The 19,371-nt window shown below is 71.8% G+C and carries 20 protein-coding genes and 2 pseudogenes; 11 read left to right on the top strand and 11 right to left on the bottom strand.

The annotated features are described in order from the left end of the window. Nucleotides 1–256 precede the first annotated feature (256 nt). Nucleotides 257–1,261 carry a hypothetical protein gene (locus CR470_RS11575; protein ID WP_257138585.1) on the top strand — a complete coding sequence of 335 codons (1,005 nt, stop codon included), beginning with the start codon at nt 257–259 and terminating at the stop codon, nt 1,259–1,261. On the opposite strand, the gene CR470_RS11570 is transcribed toward CR470_RS11575, so the two are convergent. Beyond that, nucleotides 1,248–1,577, bottom strand: coding sequence for a deoxyxylulose-5-phosphate synthase (locus tag CR470_RS11570; protein ID WP_097867500.1), 330 nt, complete (start codon nt 1,575–1,577; stop codon nt 1,248–1,250). The two genes, CR470_RS11575 and CR470_RS11570, sit on opposite strands and share 14 nt — an antisense overlap. Before the next feature lie 192 nt (nt 1,578–1,769). Between CR470_RS11570 and CR470_RS11565 the strand changes: the two genes are divergently transcribed. From CR470_RS11565 to CR470_RS11555, 3 genes are all read left to right on the top strand, one after another. Further along, nucleotides 1,770–2,378 carry a GOLPH3/VPS74 family protein gene (locus CR470_RS11565; RefSeq protein WP_097867499.1) on the top strand — a complete coding sequence of 203 codons (609 nt, stop codon included), beginning with the start codon at nt 1,770–1,772 and terminating at the stop codon, nt 2,376–2,378. A gap of 75 nt (nt 2,379–2,453) precedes the next feature. Then, a complete protein-coding gene (locus tag CR470_RS11560; protein ID WP_097867498.1) occupies nt 2,454–3,203 on the top strand; it encodes a HEAT repeat domain-containing protein in 750 nt (249 codons plus the stop codon). Nucleotides 3,204–3,206: 3 nt separating this feature from the next. Next, on the top strand, nt 3,207–4,205 hold the full coding sequence (locus CR470_RS11555; RefSeq protein WP_097867497.1) for a MerR family transcriptional regulator: 999 nt from the start codon (nt 3,207–3,209) through the stop codon (nt 4,203–4,205). Here the strand turns inward: CR470_RS11555 and CR470_RS11550 are convergent. Together CR470_RS11550 and CR470_RS11545 are read right to left on the bottom strand one after the other, a co-directional pair. Then, nucleotides 4,116–5,462 (bottom strand): glycosyltransferase family 39 protein, encoded by a 1,347-nt coding sequence (locus CR470_RS11550; RefSeq protein WP_097867496.1) that lies wholly within the window; start codon nt 5,460–5,462, stop codon nt 4,116–4,118. The two genes, CR470_RS11555 and CR470_RS11550, sit on opposite strands and share 90 nt — an antisense overlap. An 85-nt stretch (nt 5,463–5,547) precedes the next feature. Then, complete coding sequence (locus CR470_RS11545; RefSeq protein WP_097867495.1) at nt 5,548–6,348, bottom strand: LysR family substrate-binding domain-containing protein; 801 nt, start codon at nt 6,346–6,348, stop codon at nt 5,548–5,550. Between the two features lie 58 nt (nt 6,349–6,406). On the opposite strand from CR470_RS11545, the gene CR470_RS11540 reads away from it, so the two are divergent. Then, entirely contained in the window at nt 6,407–6,808 is a 402-nt protein-coding gene (locus CR470_RS11540) for a DUF5997 family protein (RefSeq protein WP_097867494.1), read from the top strand. 219 nt (nt 6,809–7,027) lie between these two features. Here the strand turns inward: CR470_RS11540 and CR470_RS11535 are convergent, their stop codons facing one another. Beyond that, the gene (locus tag CR470_RS11535) at nt 7,028–7,525 is read right to left on the bottom strand and encodes a peptidylprolyl isomerase (RefSeq protein WP_097867493.1); all 498 of its coding nucleotides are present in this window, start codon (nt 7,523–7,525) and stop codon (nt 7,028–7,030) included. A 267-nt stretch (nt 7,526–7,792) separates the two neighbouring features. After that, nucleotides 7,793–9,247, bottom strand: coding sequence for an aminotransferase-like domain-containing protein (locus CR470_RS11525; protein ID WP_097867492.1), 1,455 nt, complete (start codon nt 9,245–9,247; stop codon nt 7,793–7,795). A gap of 205 nt (nt 9,248–9,452) precedes the next feature. Between CR470_RS11525 and CR470_RS11520 the strand changes: the two genes are divergently transcribed. Next, nucleotides 9,453–10,325, top strand: a complete 873-nt coding sequence (locus tag CR470_RS11520; RefSeq protein WP_373561404.1) for a DMT family transporter — start codon at nt 9,453–9,455, stop codon at nt 10,323–10,325. 47 nt (nt 10,326–10,372) lie between these two features. Further along, nucleotides 10,373–10,582 carry a DUF1918 domain-containing protein gene (locus tag CR470_RS11515; protein WP_097867490.1) on the top strand — a complete coding sequence of 70 codons (210 nt, stop codon included), beginning with the start codon at nt 10,373–10,375 and terminating at the stop codon, nt 10,580–10,582. Nucleotides 10,583–10,699: 117 nt separating this feature from the next. On the opposite strand, the gene CR470_RS11510 is transcribed toward CR470_RS11515, so the two are convergent. After that, nucleotides 10,700–12,007, bottom strand: coding sequence for a glycoside hydrolase family 10 protein (locus tag CR470_RS11510; protein ID WP_257138584.1), 1,308 nt, complete (start codon nt 12,005–12,007; stop codon nt 10,700–10,702). Nucleotides 12,008–12,208: 201 nt separating this feature from the next. On the opposite strand from CR470_RS11510, the gene CR470_RS11505 reads away from it, so the two are divergent. Beyond that, complete coding sequence (locus CR470_RS11505; RefSeq protein ID WP_069755867.1) at nt 12,209–13,066, top strand: 3-hydroxybutyryl-CoA dehydrogenase; 858 nt, start codon at nt 12,209–12,211, stop codon at nt 13,064–13,066. Between the two features lie 118 nt (nt 13,067–13,184). Here CR470_RS11505 and CR470_RS11500 read toward each other — a convergent pair. Further along, nucleotides 13,185–13,313: pseudogene (locus CR470_RS11500) on the bottom strand (thioredoxin-disulfide reductase); the annotation flags it as partial. Further along, nucleotides 13,310–13,732: an arsenate reductase ArsC gene (locus CR470_RS11495; RefSeq protein ID WP_097867487.1), complete on the bottom strand. Its 423-nt coding sequence runs from the start codon at nt 13,730–13,732 to the stop codon at nt 13,310–13,312. The pseudogene CR470_RS11500 and the gene CR470_RS11495, both read right to left, overlap by 4 nt. A 90-nt stretch (nt 13,733–13,822) precedes the next feature. On the opposite strand from CR470_RS11495, the gene CR470_RS11490 reads away from it, so the two are divergent. From CR470_RS11490 to CR470_RS11480, 3 genes are all read left to right on the top strand, one after another. After that, entirely contained in the window at nt 13,823–14,131 is a 309-nt protein-coding gene (locus CR470_RS11490; RefSeq protein ID WP_097867486.1) for an ArsR/SmtB family transcription factor, read from the top strand. Further along, nucleotides 14,128–15,216, top strand: a complete 1,089-nt coding sequence (arsB, locus tag CR470_RS11485) for an ACR3 family arsenite efflux transporter (RefSeq protein WP_097867485.1) — start codon at nt 14,128–14,130, stop codon at nt 15,214–15,216. The genes CR470_RS11490 and arsB overlap by 4 nt, the downstream gene beginning before the upstream one ends. A 75-nt stretch (nt 15,217–15,291) precedes the next feature. Continuing rightward, entirely contained in the window at nt 15,292–16,353 is a 1,062-nt protein-coding gene (locus tag CR470_RS11480) for an ArsO family NAD(P)H-dependent flavin-containing monooxygenase (protein WP_097867512.1), read from the top strand. Nucleotides 16,354–16,449: 96 nt separating this feature from the next. Here CR470_RS11480 and CR470_RS40445 read toward each other — a convergent pair. The 3 genes and pseudogenes from CR470_RS40445 to CR470_RS11465 form a co-directional block, all read right to left on the bottom strand. Further along, a pseudogene (locus CR470_RS40445) lies at nt 16,450–16,584 on the bottom strand (ArsR/SmtB family transcription factor); the annotation flags it as partial. 413 nt (nt 16,585–16,997) lie between these two features. Continuing rightward, nucleotides 16,998–17,528, bottom strand: coding sequence for an NUDIX hydrolase (locus tag CR470_RS11470; RefSeq protein ID WP_097867511.1), 531 nt, complete (start codon nt 17,526–17,528; stop codon nt 16,998–17,000). Nucleotides 17,529–17,614: 86 nt separating this feature from the next. After that, a complete protein-coding gene (locus tag CR470_RS11465; protein ID WP_097867483.1) occupies nt 17,615–18,964 on the bottom strand; it encodes a transcriptional regulator in 1,350 nt (449 codons plus the stop codon). Nucleotides 18,965–19,371 lie beyond the last annotated feature (407 nt).

Here is a 19,371-nt window from a genome sequence, read left to right as displayed (position 1 = left end):
GGTGGGGGTGTTGCCGTGGCCCTCTCTTCCCGGCAGGCAGGGCCGGTCGCGGGTGGGGGCCACACGCAGGTACGTGTTTCCACAGACGCACTGACGCACGGGCCACCGAAGCGACCGCGCCGTGACGTTGCGCACACATGGTGACACACAAAGCGACCGACCATGATCCAGAACCGTACCGGGTCCGCCCGGCGTCCTTCCCGAAACGGAATAACGGAAGAACGGAACTGAACGGAACGTGCAGAAGGCTCGCTCCATGACCCCACAGCACGATCGCGTGGTGCCACCGACGAGCGGGAGCCCGCAACGCGGCCTGCCCGCCACGACTTTCGGCGTCCTGCGGCGGGACCGGGGCACGTTGGCGGGTGCGACGGCACGCGTCGTCGGCCTGTCCGGCCTGGCCGGGTTGCTGGTGACAGCCGCGATATTCGCGCTCGCCTGGCCCGTCTTCACCCGGATGCGGAACCAACGCGTCTGGTACCAGCGCGTCGAGGACCCCTATCTGCACGACCACACCGATCTGGCGTTGGTCGCCCTCGGCGCGCTCCCGCTCTTCCTGGTTCTCCTCGGCGCGGGCAGCGCTGCCCTGCAGTCGGTGTGCTCGCGGGCGGTCGCGGACGGGTCCCGCGAACTCCCGCACGCGGCCCGGTCGCAGCAGGCCATGGTTCCCGCGCGGCTGCGACCGGTGCTCGCCGTGTACGCGTTGCGCAGCCTGGTCGTCTGGCCCCTGCCCCTGCTCGTCACCGCCGTGGCAGACCGTCTCACCGGCTACCACCTCGACACCCCGGAGCCCCTGGAACGCGGATCGTGGCCCCACACACTGGTCGAGGTCTCCCCCGCCGCCGCCGTGTTCGTCGCCGTGCTGCTGCGCCTCGCCCTCACCCTCGCGCCGGCCGCCGCGGCCGATGGCCTCGGCCCCCGCGCGGCTCTGCGCCGTTCCTGGTCGCTGACGTGGACGCGTGCCGGAGCGCCCCGCGTCCTCGCCCTCGCACTGCCTCTGGCCGCGCTCGCCACCGGGGTGTTCCGGCTGGTGGTGCAGCTCGCCCTGCCACTGCGGCCTCTCGTCCGAAACCTCCTCGAACCGGCCACGGGCAATTTCTTCGCCGCGTACTACGCCGGCATCCTCGCGCCCGTCGTCGTCGGCATCCTCGTCACCGCCGCCGTGACCCTTCCCGTGGCGTGCACGGCCTTCGCGGTCCTCCACGACCGGCTGCGGCCGGCCTGTCCCGAACGGCGGCCCTCACCCGCTACGGCACGTTGAACCGTACGAGCGCCTCGGCGACCGGCGTGCCGCTGCGCTCCGCGTACGTCATCCGCTCGCGCACCTCACGCAGCCCCCGGGGACGGTATCCGGGTCCGCCGCAACAGCTCTTGTGAAACCCCACGCCCGCGTGCAGCAGCACAGCGAGGGCCCGCCACGCCGCGACGTCCCGCCGACGCGGTGCCGCGAACGCCGATCCCGCGTGGATCATCGGCTTCGCACAGCGCGGACAGCTCCGCTGCCTCGCCCTGTCATGGGGCTGCTTGTACGAGACCCGGCAGGAGAGGCAGACGTACGAGGTTTTCCCATGGCTCATCGGCTCAGCCTAGAGATCGCTCCGGGAAACGACCATCGACTTCTTCGGCTCCCGCCGGGAAGGCCCCGGGGCGGGCGGAGGCGATACTGGTCGTAGTCGTAGTCGTAGTCGTCGCCTCGCCGCCGAACCGGTTCCTGGCCGGGGCAGGCCGGTGGGGCCCCGCCTTGTCGATGTCTCTGAGGGGAGCCGTTCATGACCACGGCGAAAGACCTGTTCATCATCGCCATGGACCAGGAGCCGGAGCACACCGTGGGGCAGGGCGACCTGTCGCTCGCGCTCGCGGGAGCCGAACTCCTCGATCTCATCGGTGCGGGAGCCATCACCGTGGACGGCGACCTCATCGTGCCGGGCGGGTCGTCGGCGCCGGACGACCAACTGCTCGGAGAGGCCGCCGCCCTGATCACCCGGCAGCCACCCCACGAGCGGATCGAGGACTGGCTCTGGCGGCGCGGCCGCGACCTCTCGGCCACCTACCAGGACGCGCTGGAGGAGGCCGGCGAGCTCACGCAGAAGAGGAGCGGCCGGTTGCCCTTCGGCCCCAAACGCGTGGAGCTGGTCGATACGCCCAGCCGCCGCCACGCCGCCGGCCGCTGGGAGGAGGGCGAACCCGTCCTGGCCGCGCTCGCATCCGCCGTGGGCATCGACGGCGGACGATCCGACGACGACGAGCCCCGTCTCGACGACGAGACGGTGACGGCCGTGGTCGCCACCGTCCACGAAGCGGTGATGGAGCTGGAGTCCGTACGCCAGCGGCGGACCATCGAGAACACGGCCTTCGCCAACGTCTGGCGCGGACCGTGAGCAGGGACCCGGCCGCTCCTGTTTGACCTTGCCACGGTGACAAGCTCTTCACTGCTGGTCGAGGAGGTGGCCTCGATGACGGGCACGGGACACAACACGGACGCGGACACGGACCTGGTACGAGCGCTTCGAGGGTTGGAGGACGATCGTTCGGCCGTACGGGTGCGGGCCGCTCTGGCCGTCGGCACGATGCCGGACCCGCGCTTCGTCGACACGCTCGTCGAGCGGTGTGCGATCGAGCCCGATTTCTTCGTGCGCGACATGCTGACCTGGGCGCTCACCCGCCACCCGGTGTCCGTCACGCTTCCCCGGCTGCTCCGCGAAGTCCGTTCGGAGCGCCCGCGGGCGCGGAGCCAGGCGCTGCACACGCTGTCCAAGATCGGGGACCGGCGGGCTTGGCCGGCGATCACCCGGGCGCTCCTGTCCGACGCCGACGCCGAGGTGGCGCGGAGTGCCTGGCGGGCCGCGGTCGTGCTCGTGCCGGAAGAGGAGGAAGGCGCATTGGCCACGGTGCTGGCGGCGCAGTTCGGGCGTGGGGGGCGGGAGACGCAGTTGAGTCTCAGCCGGGCGCTGGTCGCGCTGGGGGATGCGATGGCGTCGGCTCTGGCTGCCGCGACGAGGGCCCCCGACCCGCGCGTACGCGCGCACGCGCTCGCCACGGATCGGCTGCTGCGCGACCCGGACGCCGGATTCACGTTCGCGCTGGAGGAGGCGAAGCGCGTCGTTGCCCTCGGCGCCGGAACCGCCGGAGTCGCCGGTTCCGGCGGTTCCGGGGATTCCGTCGGTTCCGGGGATTCCGGGGATTCCGGCGGGGAAGGACCGTAGAGCGTGTTGATCGGTGAGGTCGCCCGGCGGTCCGGGGTCAGCGCCCGCATGCTCCGGCACTACGAGTCGCTCGGTCTGGTGCGGCCCTCGGGCCGTACCGGGTCCGGCTACCGGGAGTACTCCGGGGCGGACATCCAGCGGATCATGCATGTCGAGAGCCTGCGGGCGGTGGGGCTGTCGCTGCGGGAGATCAGGCGCGCGCTCGACGATCCCGGCTTCACACCCTCGGCGCTCGTCGACGATCTCATCCGTCGGACGCGCGAACGCATCGCGGCGGAGACCGAGTTACTCACACGGCTGCATCGGGTCCACGCCACGGATCCGGCCGGCTGGGAGGACGTCCTCCAGGTCGTCACGCTCCTGCGGGCCCTGGGGTCCCCGAGCGCCGACGCACGCCAGCGCGCGGCCCTCGCCTCGGCGGACGAGATTCCGGTGGAGGCCCTGGCCGAAGCGGTACTCGGCGAGAGCGACCCGAACGTGGCCGGGGCCCTTCGCTGGGCGCTGGCGCGATCGGGCGGCGGCGGACCGGCGCTGCTGGCGGAGGGGCTCGGCTCACCGGTGGCCGCGGTGCGGGAACGTGCCGTACGGTCCCTCGCCGGTATGCCCGGCGGTGAGGCCACCGCGCTGCTGCGGGACGCCCTCGCGCACCCCGATGCCGTGGTCCGCGGCCACGCCGCTCTGGCGCTCGGGACACTGGGGGAGGCCGACGCGGTCCCGACGCTCGTCGACATGATCGTGGCGGGACGGAACGACACCGCCGCGGCCGACGCGCTGACTGTGCTGGCCTGCGACGACGCGGCGGCGGACCGGATCACGGCCGTGCTCGTCGACCGCCTCGCCCACGACACCGCCCACGCGTCGGCGCGCGGGCGGCTGACCCAGGCCCTGGAAGGCGTACCGGGGACGGCCGCCTCACGTGCTCTCGGGGATCTGCTCCACGACGCGGACCGCGCCGTCGCGCTGACCGCTGCGTACGTTCTTCGGCTGCGCGACGTGGGGTGACGGAACTCGCGGGGACGCGGGGACGGCCGACCGGTCCAGGAGCAGCGGAATCGCCAGGGCGGGCAGCAGCCAGACGAACACGATCAGGCGGTAGCCGAGCAGTTGGTCGAGGTTCGGGTGGCCCGCCTGGTTGAGGAGGCCTGCCGCCCCTGCCCCCAGGGCGACGGGCAGCACCACGGAGCGCCGTCTCAGCAGCGCCCAGGCCGAGAGCGCGAGCAGGACGGGGAGGACCGGGTAGGTGGCCTGGCGCCGGAGCCAGGCCGACCAGAAGACCCGTTCCTGGACGAAGAACTCGGGCCAGGGGTCGGGCAGATCGGGGCGTTGGTAGTGGTGGGTCAGCAGGTCCTGGGCGCTGTCCTGGCCCATGGGCCAGGACAGGAGATGCGCCCCGGCGTAGACGATCGCCGCCAGCACACCGCACAGTCCGGCCGCCCGGAGTACGGGCGCGGGCCTCCGCCGCTTCAGGCGGAGCCACCCGGACCAGGCCAGGAAGACGCCCGCGAGAGCGGCCGCCAGCAGCAGGGCCTGCGAGTAGCGGACGAGGAACATCAGGGCGAATCCGCCCGCGACGAGCGCCGCGCCCGTACGGGGCCGGTCCCGCAGCAGCAGGACGCAGCCGAGGACGACCGCCGTGCCGAGCGCCAGGGAGAGCCCGTCGCTCAGGGGGTTCATGGCGACGGTGCCGGTGGGCAGGGCGAGGTACAGCGCCTGCCCGGCCAGACCGGCGCGCCGGGAAGCCCCCGCGGCCCGGAGGGCGAGCAGGACACAGACGCTTCCGGCCAGCGCCACGACGAGCCCGGCGAGCCAGAGACCCCAGGTAGGACCGAAGGCGGTCACGAAGGGGACCAGGAACAGCGGATAGCCGGGCCTGGCCTCGAAGATGGCCATGAAGCGCTGGTTGGCGAACGGCGCGGTCATCCCCGACGTGTTGCCGTGGCCGGACCAGTACGCGACCGAGTCGTTCAACCGGCGTACGCACTGTTCCTCCGACTCTCCCGAGGCCTTCCTGCTGGTCCAGGGGATGGTGTTCAGCGGTGCGTGCTGCCCGCTGGCACAGGAGTAGCCGATGGCCAGGCGGCCCGCGTCCTGACGGCTCTCGCCGCTGAGACTCAGGGCGTAGGAGAGGTAGTTCTTCGTGTCGGGCGAGGCCCGTCCGGTGACCGCCGTCAGCTGGAGCCCGGCGAAGGCCACGGCGATGAGCAGCATCCCGATGAGGCCGAGGTGCTGGGTTCTGCGGGTTCTGCGGATGTTCGGCATCGGACGGTCACTCCCCTGCATACGGCGGTTGCCTCATCAACGAGACAACCGGCGTGGAGTGGCGTTGCGCCGTCGGACCGCTGCGCTACCGGCCCCGCGGCTTTCCGCGCTTGCCGCCCTGGCCTCCGGCCCGGCCGCCCGACGGGGGCTTCCTGCCGGCCGCGGGCTTGTTCCGGCCGCCGCCCGACCCGCCGCCCGTACCGGCCCGCTTGCCCTTGGCCTTGTCCTTGGCCTTGTCCTTCGCCTTCGACGTCGGGCGCGGCGGGGTGGCCGCGCGGCCACGGGTGCTGTTGACGGTGCGCCCCCGGACGATCCCGATGAACTCCTCCACCAGGTCGGGGGTGATCTCCGCCTCGGGCCAGGACAGGGCCACGCGTGACCCGGGGGCTTCCGGGACCGGACGGTAGGTGAGGTCCTTGCGGTGGTGGAGGCGGGCCAGGGACTGCGGGACGAGGAGGACGCCCACGCCCGCCGCCACCAGTTCGATCGCGTCCGCCGTGGTCGCCGGGCGCTCGACGGCGGGGCGGCCGGGCAGGGTCTCCCAGTCGAGGAGGTCGTCCAGCGGGTGCAGCACGATCTCGTCGGACAGCTCGGCTAGCGACACCTCCTCCGCGGCGGTCGCGACGTGGTCCTTGGGGATCACGACGACGGTCGTCTCGGTGTAGAGGGGAATCGCGCTCAGGACGCTCCGGTCGACCGGGAGCCGTACGAGACCGGCGTCGGCGCCGCCGCCCGCGAGCAGCTCGGGCGCCTCGGCGGCGGTGGCCTGGACGAGTTCCAGGGAGGTGCCGGGCAGCCGCTCGCGCCAGACCCTCACCCACTTGGTGGGCGTCACGCCGGGGACGTACGCGAGCCTGAAGGATGAGGGGATGTCCGAGCCTGTCACGGAACCAGGCTACCGGCAGGTGGTCGGAGGTATGTCCCATGGTCGATACCCTGGACCCATGACGTCGCACAAGACCGCCCAGACCATGAAGCCCGCCACGGCGGCGAAGAAGCTGGGTGTGTACCTCCAGGCCACCCCCGCCGAGTTCCAGGAGGGTGCCGTCTCCCGCACCGAGCTCAACGCCCTCCAGACCGACCCGCCCGCCTGGCTGGTGGAGCTGCGCCGCACCGGCCCGCACCCCCGCCCGGTCGTCGCCACGAAGCTCGGCATCTCCATCGCGGGGCTCGCCCGCGGCGGGGTCACCGAGGCGCTCACCACCGAGCAGATCGACGCGCTGAAGGACGAGATGCCCGAGTGGCTCCAGAAGGAGCGCGCCACGCAGGCCGAGGTGCGCAAGGAGACCGCTCGGATCAAGGAGCGCAACGCCGAGCGGGCCGCGCAGTCCGGCGATCAGCAGTAGAACGGCGGCGCGCCCGGGTACCGCGACGCGTGAGCACGCGCGCCTCGACGCGTGAGCACGCGCGCCTCCGTACTCGCGCGTCTCCGGACCCCGCGCCCTGATGTCCGCGCCGGGCAACCGGACGGACACGACATGCCACGGGCCCGCGGCCGGTCCGTTCCGCCGACGCGTACGTCGGTAGAACGGCCCCGCTACGGGCCCGTCCGGTTACCGGATCGGTCAGAGAGCGCCGGACTCGGCGATGGTGACCTTGGCGCGGGTCTTGCCGCTGGGGGAGCCGAGCGCCTCGATCTTGCGGACCAGGGCCATGCTGTCGTCGTCGGCGACCTCACCGAAGACGACGTGCTTGCCGTCCAGCCACGGGGTGAGCACCGTGGTGACGAAGAACTGCGAACCGTTGGTGTTCGGTCCGGCGTTGGCCATCGAGAGCAGGCCCACACGGTCGTGCTTGAGCTTGAAGTTCTCGTCGGCGAACTTCTCGCCGTAGATGCTCTTGCCGCCGGTGCCGTCACCGCGGGTGAAGTCGCCGCCCTGGAGCATGAAGTCGGTGATGACGCGGTGGAAGGACGAGCCGGCGTAGCCGAAGCCCTTCTCGCCGGTGGCGAGCGCGCGGAAGTTCTCCGCCGTCTTGGGGACGACGTCGTCGAACAGGTTGAACGTGATCCGCCCTGCGGGCGCGTCGTCGATGGTGATGTCGAAGTAGACCTTGGTTGTCATGGTGACATCCTCACATTCCTGGCAACCACAGGTGAAACCCGGGTTGGGTCGACACGTCGGGCGCCCTGTTCCGCTCACCTCCCGGCGGTCTCCCCGTGGGCCGCTCGGACGGCGTTCACCAGGGCCGACCCGCGCAGGTCGTCGGCGAGCCGGGAGCCCATCCGGTTCCTGACGTACCCGAGGGCGATTCCGGCATCCGTGTCGGCCCGGGCCCCAGAAGCCGCCCGCACCGCCGCGGCCCACCGCACGCGGGTCGGGGTCGGGAGCCTATCGGCCCTGAAGCCCGTCGAAGGCGGTACGGAGGCGGCGGACGCCCTCCGCGATCTCGGCCGCTCCGGAGACCGCGGCGAAGCTCAGGCGGACGTGGCCGGCCGGGGGTTCGGCGCAGAAGTAGGGGCGTCCGGGGGCGATGGCGACGGAGGCGCGCAGGGCGGCCGAGACGACGGCCGGCTCATCGGTGGCCGTACCCGCGCCGCTGCCCGGCAGGCGGAGCCAGAGGCTGCCGCCGCCCGCCGGGAGATGCGGCAGCGTGAGTTCCGGCAGCTCGCCGCCGAGGGCGCCCGCCATGGCCGTACGGCGGTGCCTCAGCTCGGTCGCGACGGCGGCGAGGTGGCGGCCCCACGACGGGGAGCCGACGAGTTCCAGCGCGGCTTCCTGAAGAGGCCGGGGTACGAAGAAGCTGTCGACGACCTGGATGGCCCGCAGGCGCTCCAGCACCGGCCCGCGGGCGGCCAGGGCGCCGACCCGCATGCTGGGCGAGGTGACTTTGGTCAGCGAGCAGACGTGCACGACGACACCGTCGGGATCGTCGGCGGCCAGCGGCGCCGGAAGCGGTCCGGCGTCGTCGTGGACGAGCCGCCGGGCGAAGTCGTCCTCGACCACGAATGCCCCCGCCGCGCGGGCGATGCCCAGGATCTCGGGGCGACGGGCGGGTGCGAGGGTGGCACCGGTGGGGTTCTGGAAGAGCGGCTGGGTGACGAAGACCCGGGCGCCGGTGGCCCGGAACGCGTCGGCGAGCAGCTCGGGGCGCACCCCGTCGGCGTCCATCGGCACGGGGACGGGGCGCAGCCCGGTGGCGCGGGCGGCGGCGAGCATCCCGGGGTAGGTGGGCGACTCCACGAGGACCGGGGCGCCGGGCGGGGCGAGCGCGCGCAGCGCGGTGGCCAGCGCGCTCTGGCCGCCCGCGGTGATCAGGACGTCGGTGCCGGAGACGGCGGGACCGATCTCGCGGGCGAACCAGGACCGCAGTTCGGGCAGTCCGTCCGTCGGGGGGCGGCCCCAGGCGCCCGGCCTGCGGCCCGCGCGGGCCAGGGCCGCGGAGAGCGCCCGCTCGGGCTGGAGGGAGGCGTGGAGGTAGCCGCCGTTGAACTCGATGACGCCGGGCGGTGGTGCGGCGAGGGTGACCAGCACCCCGGAGGCGTCCACGGTACGCGGCACCACCTCGGGCCCACCGTCGCCGCTCAATGACACCTCCTGCCAGGACGTGACACCCGGCGCGGGCAGTGCGGCGCGGGGGTGCGCCCGGAAGGCGCCGGAGCCGGGGCGGGTGACGACGAGACCCTCGGCGGCGAGCTGGGCGATGGCGCGGGAGACGGTGACGGGGCTGACCCGGAACCGTTCGACGAGTGCACGACTGGACGGCAGCTTTCCACCCGGCGAGTAGCGGTTGAGATCGACCCGCAGGGAAGTGACCAGTTCGGCGACGCTGCTACGCTCTTGCATGAGAGCAGAGAATAGCGCTACCCCGCCTTCATCGATAGCGGTTACCCAGCCGGTCGGCACCTCGCAGGCCCCTGCGATCACGTCGACGTCGACGGTGGCTGAGGGTGCGGCCGAGGCACCGACTCCGGCTGCGGCTGCGGCTGCGGCTGCGAACGGGCCGGGAAGCAGGCCCGCGCCGGGTCCCGCCACCGGCCGGAGCGGCACCGTGCTCGCCGGGCTCGGCGTGGTGGCGTTCTCGCTCACCTTTCCGGCCACGGCCTGGGGCCTGGAGAGTTTCGGCCCCTGGTCCCTGGTCGCTCTGCGCAGCGTGCTCGCCGCCCTGATCGCGGGCAGCGTGCTGCTGGCCGCGCGCGTCCCGCTGCCCGAACGCCGGCACCGGGCCGGGCTCGCGGTCGTCGGGGGCGGGGTGGTGGTGGGCTTCCCGCTCCTGACGACGCTGGCCCTGCAGACGTCCACCACCTCGCACGCGGCCGTGGTCGTGGGCCTGCTGCCGCTGACCACGGCGGTGCTGGGGGCCCTGCGTACCGGCGAGCGGCCCTCGCGGACATTCTGGATCGCGGCGCTCGCCGGGGCCGCCGTGGTGATCGCCTTCACTGTGCGGCAGAGCGGCGGGGCCCTCACCTCCGGCGATCTGTATCTGTTCGGCGCGCTGCTCGTGTGCGCGGCCGGGTACACCGAGGGAGGCAGGCTGGCCCGGGTGATGCCGGGGTGGCAGGTGATCGGCTGGGCCCTGGTCCTGTGCCTGCCGCTCGCGGTGGCGGGCAGCCTGGTGGCCCTGCCCCTCGAACCCGTGCACCTGAACGCCCACGGCATCCTCGGCCTGGTCTGGGTCGCCGCAGGATCCACCTTCCTCGGGCTGTACGTCTGGTACCGGGGCATGGCGGCGATCGGCGTCGCCCGCGCCAGTCAGCTCCAGCTCGCCCAGCCGCTGCTGACGCTCGTGTGGTCCGTTCTCCTGCTCGGCGAGGAGATGTCCGCCGCGGCTCCGGTCGCGGCGGTGGCCGTGCTCGTCTGCATCGCCGCCACCCAGCGGGCCGGCCGCGGCGCAGCGGGGGCCTCCCGGCGCATACGGTCATAGACTTGTCGACACGGACACCGTCTCCCCCTGTGAGGAGGTCGCTCCCGATGGAGGCACACACGGGCGACCGGCTGCTGATGCACGGCAGGACCGTGGGACAGCACGACCGGGTCGCAGAGATCATCGAAGTGCTCGGCGACGGGGGCGCTCCCCCGTACCGGCTCCGCTTCGACGACGGCCGTGAACACCTGATGTCACCCGGCCCCGACAGCGTCGTCCAGCACATGGAGGCGCAGGAGGACGGGCAGCGGCGATAGGAGCACGGGGCGGGGCTCGCACACCAGGGCCCCGACTGTCGCGCGCCCCTCGGCCGACGCCGCCCCCTGCCGCCCCGCCGGGAGCCGGACCCCGGGACCCAGGACCCAGGACCCGGGTCACCCCACCGAAGGGCGACCGAGGTGTGGATAGGTGTGGCCCCGGTCCGGATGGAGCCGGACCCGGTCCGTGTAGTGGTCGGCCACCACGCGTCGCATCGCGCCGATCCGGTCCGCCATCACGCTCTTCCCGGAGAAGAAGACATGGCCGCCCACCTCCGCATGGTCCCGGGCGAGAGTGAGGTGGCGGGAGAGTTCCGCCGGGTCCTGCCAGGGATCCGCCTGGGCCGGGTCGCCCGCCTTGTACAGCGCCTCGCCCACGTACAGGTCGACGCCCGTGCCCCGGACGGTCCGGCTCCACCAGGCGAGGACCTTCGCGTAGTCGGCGGCGGCCTGGCCGACGTACCAGTAGATCTGCGGGCAGATGTAGTCGATCCATCCTTCCTTGACCCACTTACGGGTGTCGGCGTACAGGTCGTCGTACGTCTGCACGCCCGCCCGGGTGTCCGAGCCCAGTGGGTCGGTCGCCGCGTTGCGCCAGACCGCGAAGGGGCTGACGCCGAAGCGGACGTGGGGCTTGATCTGCCGGATCCGCTCCCCCGTCTCGCGCACGAGCCGGTCGATGTTGTCGCGCCGCCAGGCCGCCCGGTCGGCGAACCCGCCGCCGTACCGCTCGAACTCCGCGTCGTCGTCGAAGGCCTGACCGGCCACCGGATACGGGTAGAAGTAGTCGTCCCAGTGCACCGCGTCGACGTCGTAGCGCCGCACGGCGTCCAGCATCGCGTCCTGGACGAAGCGCCGGACCTCCGGCAGCCCGGGGTTGTAGTAGAGCTTCCCGCCGTACGGGACGACCCATCCCGGATGCTGCCGGGCCGGGTGGGAGGCGATGAGACGGGTGGGGTCGGTGTGGTTCGCCACCCGGTAGGGGTTGAACCAGGCGTGCAGCTCCAGACCCCGGTCGTGTGCCGCGCGCACCGCCGTGCCGAGCGGGTCCCAGCCCGGGTCCTTTCCCTGCGTCCCGGTCAGGCAGGCGGCCCATGGCTCGTGCGGCGAGGGCCACAGGGCATCGGCGGTCGGCCGGACCTGGAACACCACCGCGTTGAGCCGCAGCTCGACCGCCCGGTCCAGATACGCGGACAGCTCGGCCTTCTGCCGCGCCGCAGTGAGGCCCGGCTCGGACGGCCAGTCGATGTTGGCGACCGTGGCGATCCACATGCCCCGCACCTGACCGGGCACCGCCCCGGGCCGCCCGCCTCCTCTTCGCCTCCCCGCCGGGGAGGCGACCGCGTCACCGGCCGACGTCATCGCCGCCACCAGTCCGGCCGCGCCCAGCACGAACGCTCTTCTCGCCACTCCCGTTCGCCGCATCCTGGCCCACCTCTCTCCGCCACATCCCGCATCCGGCTCCGATAGCTCTACGTAACCGCATCATGCCCATCCGTGGCCGCTGTGACCCGCGGAAGGTCCGCGTCGGCATCCGGAGTAACGTCGTGGGGTCGAGGCGGGCACCGGAATCACACGGGACCCTGCGATACGGAGAACAGCGAAAGGCACGAGGTGACGGACTCTATGGCCGACATTGCACGCGTCGGAGTGGTGGGCTGTGGCCAGATGGGCGCAGGTATCGCGGAGGTGTGCGCGCGCAGCGGTCTCGAAGTGAAGGTCGCCGAGACCACCGGCGAAGCGCTGGAGATCGGCCGCACCCGACTGCACAACTCCCTCTCGAAGGCCGCCGAACGCGGCAAGATCAGCGCGGAGGAGCGGGACGAGACCCTCGGCCGTCTGAGCTTCACGACCGACCTCGGGGAGTTCGCCGACCGCGATCTCGTCATCGAGGCCGTCGTGGAGAACGAGCAGGTCAAGACCGAGATCTTCCAGGTGCTCGACCAGGTGGTGACCCGGCAGGACGCGATTCTGGCCTCCAACACCTCCTCGATCCCGCTGGTGAAGCTGGCTGTCGCCACCTCGCGCCCGGACCGGGTCATCGGCATCCACTTCTTCAACCCAGCACCGGTGCAGAAGCTCGTCGAGCTGATCCCGGCGCTGACCACCTCGGACGAGACGATCGCGCGCGCCGAGGCCGTCGTGCAGGACGTGCTCGGCAAGCACCCGATCCGCGCCCAGGACCGGTCCGGGTTCGTCGTGAACGCGCTGCTGATCCCGTACCTGCTCTCCGCGATCCGGATGTTCGAGTCGGGCATCGCCAGCCGCGAGGACATCGACAACGGCATGGAGATGGGCTGCGCCCACCCGATGGGCCCGCTCAAGCTGGCCGATCTGATCGGCCTGGACACCGTCGCCTCGGTCGCGGACTCGATGTACGCCGAATACAAGGAGCCGCTGTACGCCGCTCCCCCGCTGCTCCAGCGGATGGTCGACGCGGGCCGCCTCGGCCGCAAGACCGGCTCGGGCTTCTACGCCTACTGACCGGTCCACCGGCGGGCCCGGCGCTCACGCCGTCGGGCCCGCGGGGGCACATTACTCATGGTCAGGACCGTGTGCGGCCCCCTGTTCGAGACTTGGGGATTCTCTGAGCCGCCTTTTCGGTCGCCGTGGTCAGCGAGCCGCCCACGAAGATCGAGCTGCCGAACAACAGGGGCTTCAGCTGGGCGCGGGCGGCGGTGTATCCGGCGGGGCCGGATCCGATGATGACGACCTCGCGGATCCCGCTCATGTGGTCTGCTCCGGGTTCGCGGGAGCGATCTCCTCGATCAGCTTCTCGACGAGCTTCTTGATCTCGTCACGGATCGGGCGGACCGCCTCGACGCCCTGGCCCGCCGGATCCTCCAGCGTCCAGTCGAGGTAGCGCTTACCGGGGAAGACGGGGCAGGTGTCGCCGCATCCCATGGTGATGCAGACGTCGGACGCCCTGACCGCGTCGATGGTGAGGATCTTGGGGGTCTCAGCGGTTATGTCGATGCCGACCTCGCGCATGGCCTCGACGGCAGCGGGGTTGACCTGGTCGGCAGGGGCGGAACCGGCGGAGCGGACCTCGACGCGGTCCCCGGCCAGGTGCGACAACCATGCGGCGGCCATCTGGGAGCGGCCGGCGTTGTGGACGCAGACGAACAGGACGGAGGGCTTCTCGGACACGGCAGTCTCACTTGTCTCACGGCGAAATCAGGCATGAATGACTTCAGCACCCGATGGTATCAGCGACCACTGATGTGAGAGTATCAGCCCATGATGACGTCAGTCGACACTGAACTGATCCGGGTGCTGGGTGATCCGTTGCGCCTGCAGATCGTGACCCTGCTCGCCCGCGAGACCCTCTGCACCACCCACCTCGTCGAGGAGACCGGCGCACGGCAGACCAATCTCTCCAACCACCTGAGAGTGCTGCGCGAGGCCGGAGTGGTGGAGACCGAGCCCTGCGGCCGCTTCACCTACTACAAGCTCCGTCCGGACGTCATCGCCCGGCTCGCCGGTCAGTTCACCGATCTGGCCGAGTCCGCCCGTACCGCTGCCGAGAACAAGAGGGCCTGTCCGTGACCCCCACCCAAGCGCCCGCGACCACCCAGGATTCCTCTGTGGTCGCGAAGCTGTCGACACTCGACCGTTTCCTCGCCGCCTGGATCCTCCTGGCGATAGGCCTCGGGCTGGGCCTGGGCAGGCTGATCCCCGGGCTGAACGACGCGCTCGCCAAGGTCGAGATCGGCGGCATCTCCCTGCCCATCGCCGTGGGCCTGCTGATCATGATGTACCCGGTCCTGGCCAAGGTCCGCTACGACAAGCTCGACGCCGTCACCGGCGACCGCAAGCTGATGGCCTCCTCGCTGGTCGTCAACTGGGTCCTCGGCCCGGCGCTCATGTTCGCGCTGGCGTGGATCTTCCTGCCGGACCTGCCCGAGTACCGCACCGGCCTGATCATCGTGGGCCTCGCCCGCTGCATCGCCATGGTCATCATCTGGAACGACCTCGCCTGCGGCGACCGCGAAGCCGCAGCCGTCCTCGTCGCACTGAACTCCGTCTTCCAGGTCATCGCCTTCGGCGTCCTGGGCTGGTTCTACCTCGACCTGCTGCCCGGGTGGCTCGGCCTCGGCGACGGAGAGCAGCTCGACATCTCCATGTGGAAGATCGCGCTGAACGTCGTCATCTTCCTCGGGGTTCCTCTGGTCGCCGGCTTCCTGACCCGCCGCATCGGCGAGAAGAAGATGGGCCGCGAGTCCTACGAGCAGAAGTTCCTGCCGAAGATCGGCCCCTGGGCCCTCTACGGCCTGCTCTTCACGATCGTGATCCTCTTCGCCCTCCAGGGGAAGACCATCACCTCGCAGCCGCTGGACGTCGTCCGCATCGCGCTCCCGCTCCTCGTGTATTTCGCGGTGATGTGGTTCGGCACGTTCCTCCTCGGCAAGGCCATCGGCCTGAACTACGACCGCACGGCGACTCTCGCCTTCACCGCCGCCGGCAACAACTTCGAGCTCGCCATCGCGGTCGCCATCGCCACCTTCGGCGTCACCTCCGGCCAGGCCCTGTCGGGTGTCGTCGGTCCGCTGATCGAGGTTCCGGTGCTGGTGGCCCTGGTGTACGTATCACTTGCCTGGCGCAAGAAGTTCACCGCCGCACAGGTCAAGTAGCCGGTCGTGCGGCAAGGTTCGGCTGCCCCGGCACGTACCGCGGGGCAGCCGCCCGAGGAAGGGGGTCAGGCCGTGGTGACCCAACACGTCGACGTGGTCGTCATCGGCGGTGGCCAGGCCGGGCTCGCCGCCGGCTACCATCTGCGCCGCCGCGGGCTGGACTTCGTCGTCCTGGACGCCCAGGCCTCCCCCGGCGGTGCCTGGCAGCACATGTGGGACTCACTCCACCTGTTCTCCCCCGCCCCGTACTCCTCCCTTCCCGGCCGCGTCATGCCGGGGCAGCCGGGAGAGACGTACCCGGACGCACGGCACGTGGTCGACTACCTGACCGACTACGAGCACCGCTACGACCTCCCGGTAGTCCGCCCCGTCCGGGTGGAAACCGTCCACCGCGACGGCGACCGCCTACGCGTCGGGACCGACACCGGGATCTGGCGCGCGCGTGCGGTCATCAGCGCCACCGGAACCTGGTGGCGCCCTTTCCTCCCCGCGGTTCCCGGGCGTACCGAATTCGGGGGCGCCCAACTGCACACCGTCGGGTACCGCCGCCCGGCCGATCTCGCCGGACAGAAGGTCGTGGTCCTCGGCGGCGGCAACTCCGCAGCACAGATCGCCGCCGACCTCGTCCACGCCACCGACCTCACCTGGGTCACCCAGCGGCCGGCCCGGTTCCTGGCCGACGCGGTCGACGGCCGCGCCCTCTTCGATCACGCCACCGCCCGCCGCCGCGCCCTCGACGAAGGCCTCACCGACACGGGAGGCGTCGCCTCGCTCGGCGACATCGTCGTCGTGCCGCCCGTACGCGAGGCGCGCGACGCCGGACTCCTCAAGGCGCAGCCGATGTTCCGCCGACTCACCGCCACCGGCGTCGAGTGGGCCGACGGCACCCACGCCGAGGCCGACACGATCATCTGGTGCACCGGCTTCCGCCCCGCGCTTTCCCACCTCGCGCCGCTCGGTCTGCGGGGGCCGCTCGGGCACATCCCTACCACGGGCACCCAGGCGCTCGATGAGCCGCGCCTGCACCTTCTCGGCTACGGCGACTGGACCGGCCCCGCCTCCGCGACCCTCATCGGCGTCGGCCGTCCCGCACGCGATGCCGCCACGGCCATCGTGGAACTGCTCAGCCTCCCTTGACCCTCACCGGCCGGGTCTGCCCATTCCAGGTCGGCCGATGCGCCGCCCTCCCGCGTAGTGGCAGCAGTCGGGCCGGGGAATGTTCTGGTGTTTCGTGAGGGACAGCATCTCCGCGAGAGGGGCGAGCTCACTGGGGACCACCTTGTAGTACACCCATGTTCCACGGCGCTCCGAGGCGAGCAGACCCGCCTCGCGAAGCTTCTTGAGGTGGTGGCTCACGGTCGGCTGGGAGAACATAGACGCCTGTTGCCCGACGGCAGCTCCCGCCCAGCCTCACCCTTTGGTGAACGTCGACCTCTGGCACTTTCCACGTGACCGGACATCCAGGAGAAGCGCGGCGTGCACCACGGCGGCACGGACGAGGACTGCGCCGAACAGAGCACCGGGCTCAGGAACGTGGTGTCGGCTCGTGCCCCGCGGTTCCCTGTGGATCAGCGCGAGGCATCGGATGCGGTGCACCGCAAGGCGGCGGGACGCCCACACAGGAGACGGGCGTCGTCCTCTCGCGGGCCGCCTCGGCCGCACGGCCCGGCTCGGGGTCCTTCCCGTACGCCTGAGCCACCTTTCGTCCCGCTGTCAGGAGCCGGTCCCGGTCACCCCGGGGCCGGCTCCTCGCGCGTACGGGAGACCCCTGCGCGGCCGGGTCAGCCCAGTCTCAGGTGGTGCAGCATCAGCAGGGCGGCCGCCATGTTCGCGGCGGGCACCTCGCCCCGGGCGATCATGTCCGGGACCACCTTGAGCGGTATCCACTCGCGGCGCGAGGACTCGAAGGCGTCCTGTGGAGGGCCGGTCCAGTGCGCCTCGTCGGACCAGTAGAGGTGGTGGCGGGCGTCGGTGAGGCCGTTCGACGGTTCCACGGTGAGCAGCGGGCGCAGCTCGCCGGGGCGCCAGCCGGTCTCCTCCTCCATCTCACGGGCGGCCGCCACCGCGATGTCCTCGCCGTCCTCGACGACGCCCGCGGCCAGTTCCCACCCCCAGCTGTCGGTGATGAACCGGTGCCGCCAGAGCAGCAGCACCTCGTTCGCCTCGTTGACGACGGTGGCGGCCGCGACGGGCCGCAGCCGGATGACGAAGTGGTCGAGATGGCTGCCGTCGGGGAGCTGGACGTCTGCCAGATTCACCCGGAACCACGGGTTCTGATACACATTCTGTTCGCTTAAGTTCGTCCACTGCACGGTTCTGCCGCCTTTCGACATGTTGGGGTCAACATGCCAGCAGGCTCGGCTGCCAGGGGGAACGCACGACGGGGCGTCGGCACAGCTCACAGAGGCACGCGGAGCGCCTCGTCGATGAGGTCGGTGGTCCCCACCGCGTCGGAGCAGCCGCTCGCGGCCAGCTCGCGCCGGACCTGCCGCAGCCGGTCGCGCAGCCGCTGGGACTCCATTCCCCGGGCCCTCAGCGCCATTTCGGCAGCTGTACCGGCCGCACGGTCGGGCTCACCCTGAAGCAGCTCGATATGACTCAACATCGCGAGACGGTGCACGCGCCCCCGGTCGTGCGCCGGGGCGCGCACGGCTGAGGCCGCGTGCTCCCGGGCGGCGGGCAGGTCCCCGAGGCCGAGCAGCGCCTCCGCCACCTGGACGTCGACCAGGCCCGGCTGCACGTACCCCGTCTCGTCCGGCTCCCGGCCGGTGTGGATCCGGCCCGCCTGGGCCTCGGCCCGCCCGATGCAGGCCCGGGCGCTCGCCGCGTCGCCGAGCTGTGCGTACGCCTTGGCCTGCATGGCGTGCAGATCGGCGGCGAGGGCGGGGGTGATGTGACCGCCGGCGGCCCGCAGCGCGGCCTCGGCGAAGGCGATGGAGCGGCGGTGGTCGCCGAGGAACAGCGACTGGGTGACCAGCAGGGCGATCACATAGCCGCCGAGACCCCGGTCGCCGCTGGACTTGGCGAGCCGCAACGCCTGGTGGAAGTAGCGCTGGGCGAGTCCGTGGGCGTCGGAGTCGTAGGCGCAGATGCCCGCCACCGCCACCAGACCCGCCGTCGCCCGGTGCAGGCCCCGGCCCAGGGCGTCGCTGTAGCCGCCGCGCAGCAGTGGCGCGGCCTCCGCGTTGAGGAAGCGGACGATCCGGGACCTGGTCGCGACGCCGCCCGTCTTGCGGTACATCTGCTCGTAGTGGTCGCGGGCCGACTTGAGCATCGCTATGTCGGCCGCGCTGACCCGGCCCGGTCCCGGTCGCGAGACGTCGGTGTCCTCCGGGGGGTTCTCCCACTCCCAGACCGGCATCACCGCCGGGGTGCCGGTGACGGCGGGCACCGTGGCCAGGTGCGGGCGCCGCTGTTCGTCGGAGCGCCACAGCGCGGTGGCCCGCTCGACGAACCCGGAGAGGGAGGCGCCCTCACTGCCTGCGTCCGCCCCCGACCCGGCGGAGGCACCCATACCGACGTCGTCGAGCCCGACGGGCCGCCCCAGCCGGCCGGCCAGCACCTCGCAGATCAGGTCGGGCACCTGCCCCCGCGGGCGCTGGCCCTTGAGCCAGCGGGCGACCGCCGTGTGTTCGTACCGCAGGCTCAGCCCACGGGTCAGACCCGCCCGGTTGACGTGACCTGCGAGGCCCGCACGGGACACATTGGCCTCCTCGATCAGGGCTTCGAGCAGGACATTGGGCTCCATCGTCCCCCCAGGTGGGTGTCGCGATGAGCCTAGTGGAGCACGATTCACACGGGGTGTGAACGGAATGCCCGAACCCTCCCCCTGTGCGCTCTGCCGCGCAGGTCCCGGGCTCGGTTGAATGAGCTCCCTCGCAAGAGGCGGCCCGGGTCGTCGGCTCCCCCTCGTAACGGCCCACGACCCGCACCCGCACCGTCCGCGCTGCTGACCTGCCCGACACTCCGAGGCAGCGCGGACGGCGCCCGGACCGCACGGCCCACTGACCGACGACGAAGGAGGGTGGCTGCGGAACGGAGGCCGGAACCGCGTTCCTCCCGGTTCCGCTCCGGGTCCGGCGTGTGGTCCCTCCGTCGCTCGGCGGGACAGGAGAAGGGGCGTATCCGGTGGCCGGATACGCCCCTTCTCAACGC

It is taken from the genome of Streptomyces sp. rh34, from assembly GCF_002551245.1.
Taxonomy (GTDB): domain Bacteria; phylum Actinomycetota; class Actinomycetes; order Streptomycetales; family Streptomycetaceae; genus Streptomyces.
The sequence above is the reverse complement of the archived record's forward strand: the minus strand, read 5'-3'. Positions and strand labels throughout refer to the sequence as shown.